This is a genomic window from Paenibacillus sp. P32E, assembly GCF_001909085.1.
In the GTDB taxonomy this organism is placed as follows: domain Bacteria; phylum Bacillota; class Bacilli; order Paenibacillales; family Paenibacillaceae; genus Paenibacillus_AQ; species Paenibacillus_AQ helianthi.
Genome location: NZ_LVYY01000064.1, coordinates 1 through 846 on the forward strand (window position 1 = coordinate 1; position 846 = coordinate 846).

Consider the following 846-nt stretch of genomic DNA (forward strand, 5'->3'; position numbering starts at 1 on the left):
AAACTAAATAACATGGTAAGATTTGAGAAAACGAATGGGGCGTCAAGCATGATTCAAAGACGGTACGAAATAAGCGATGAACAGTGGGAACAAATTAAGGACATGTTTCCACCCTACAAAACAGGGCGTCCGTCAAAATTAAGTGAAAGAACCATGTTTAATGCTTTTCTATGGATCGCTCGAAGTGGTGCTGCCTGGCGCGATCTACCGGAGGAACGCTATGGTTCATGGAAAACGGTCTACAGTCGCTTCTGCAAATGGCGAGATACCGGACTGCTTGTCGCGATCTTCCAAACTCTTCAGGTCGAACCTGACTTTGAAAACTTGAGCATTGATTCTACATCGGTCAAAGCCCATCAACATAGTGCCGGTGCTAAAAAAACGCCCCAGGACACGAAGTGAATCAGCACATCGGCGTCAGTCGTGGCGGAAAGACAACCAAACTTCACACCGTCGTCGATGGATTAGGAAATCCCCTCGCTTTTCTTCTGACGGGTGGTCAAGTCTACGATTCCGTTCCAGCGATCGATTTACTTCAGAAGCTTGATATTACAGGAAGTCATATTCTTGGCGACAAAGCCTATGGCTCAGAAGGGATTCGGAATTGGATTACAGCTAAGCAGGCATCCTACACTATCCCGCCTAAAGCGAATAGTCAAAACCCATGGAAAGTCGATTGGTATCGGTACAAAGAGCGACACTTAGTGGAGTGCTTTTTCAATAAAATCAAACATTTTCGCCGTGTGGCTACTCGTTACGACAAATTGGCCAAGTCATTCTTGGCGTTTGTATACGTAGCAGCCATTTTCAAATTGACTCAATGAAAAGTTTTCAGACACGACCTAG

General features: G+C 45.3%; 1 protein-coding gene. It reads left to right on the plus strand.

Annotation, left to right across the window (positions count from 1 at the left end):
* Positions 1-48: 48 nt before the first annotated feature.
* A protein-coding gene (locus A3848_RS31485) for an IS5 family transposase (RefSeq protein WP_178382092.1) occupies positions 49-824 on the plus strand; the annotation gives its coding sequence in 2 pieces (ribosomal slippage) (positions 49-376 and positions 376-824; 777 coding nt in all).
* Positions 825-846 lie beyond the last annotated feature (22 nt).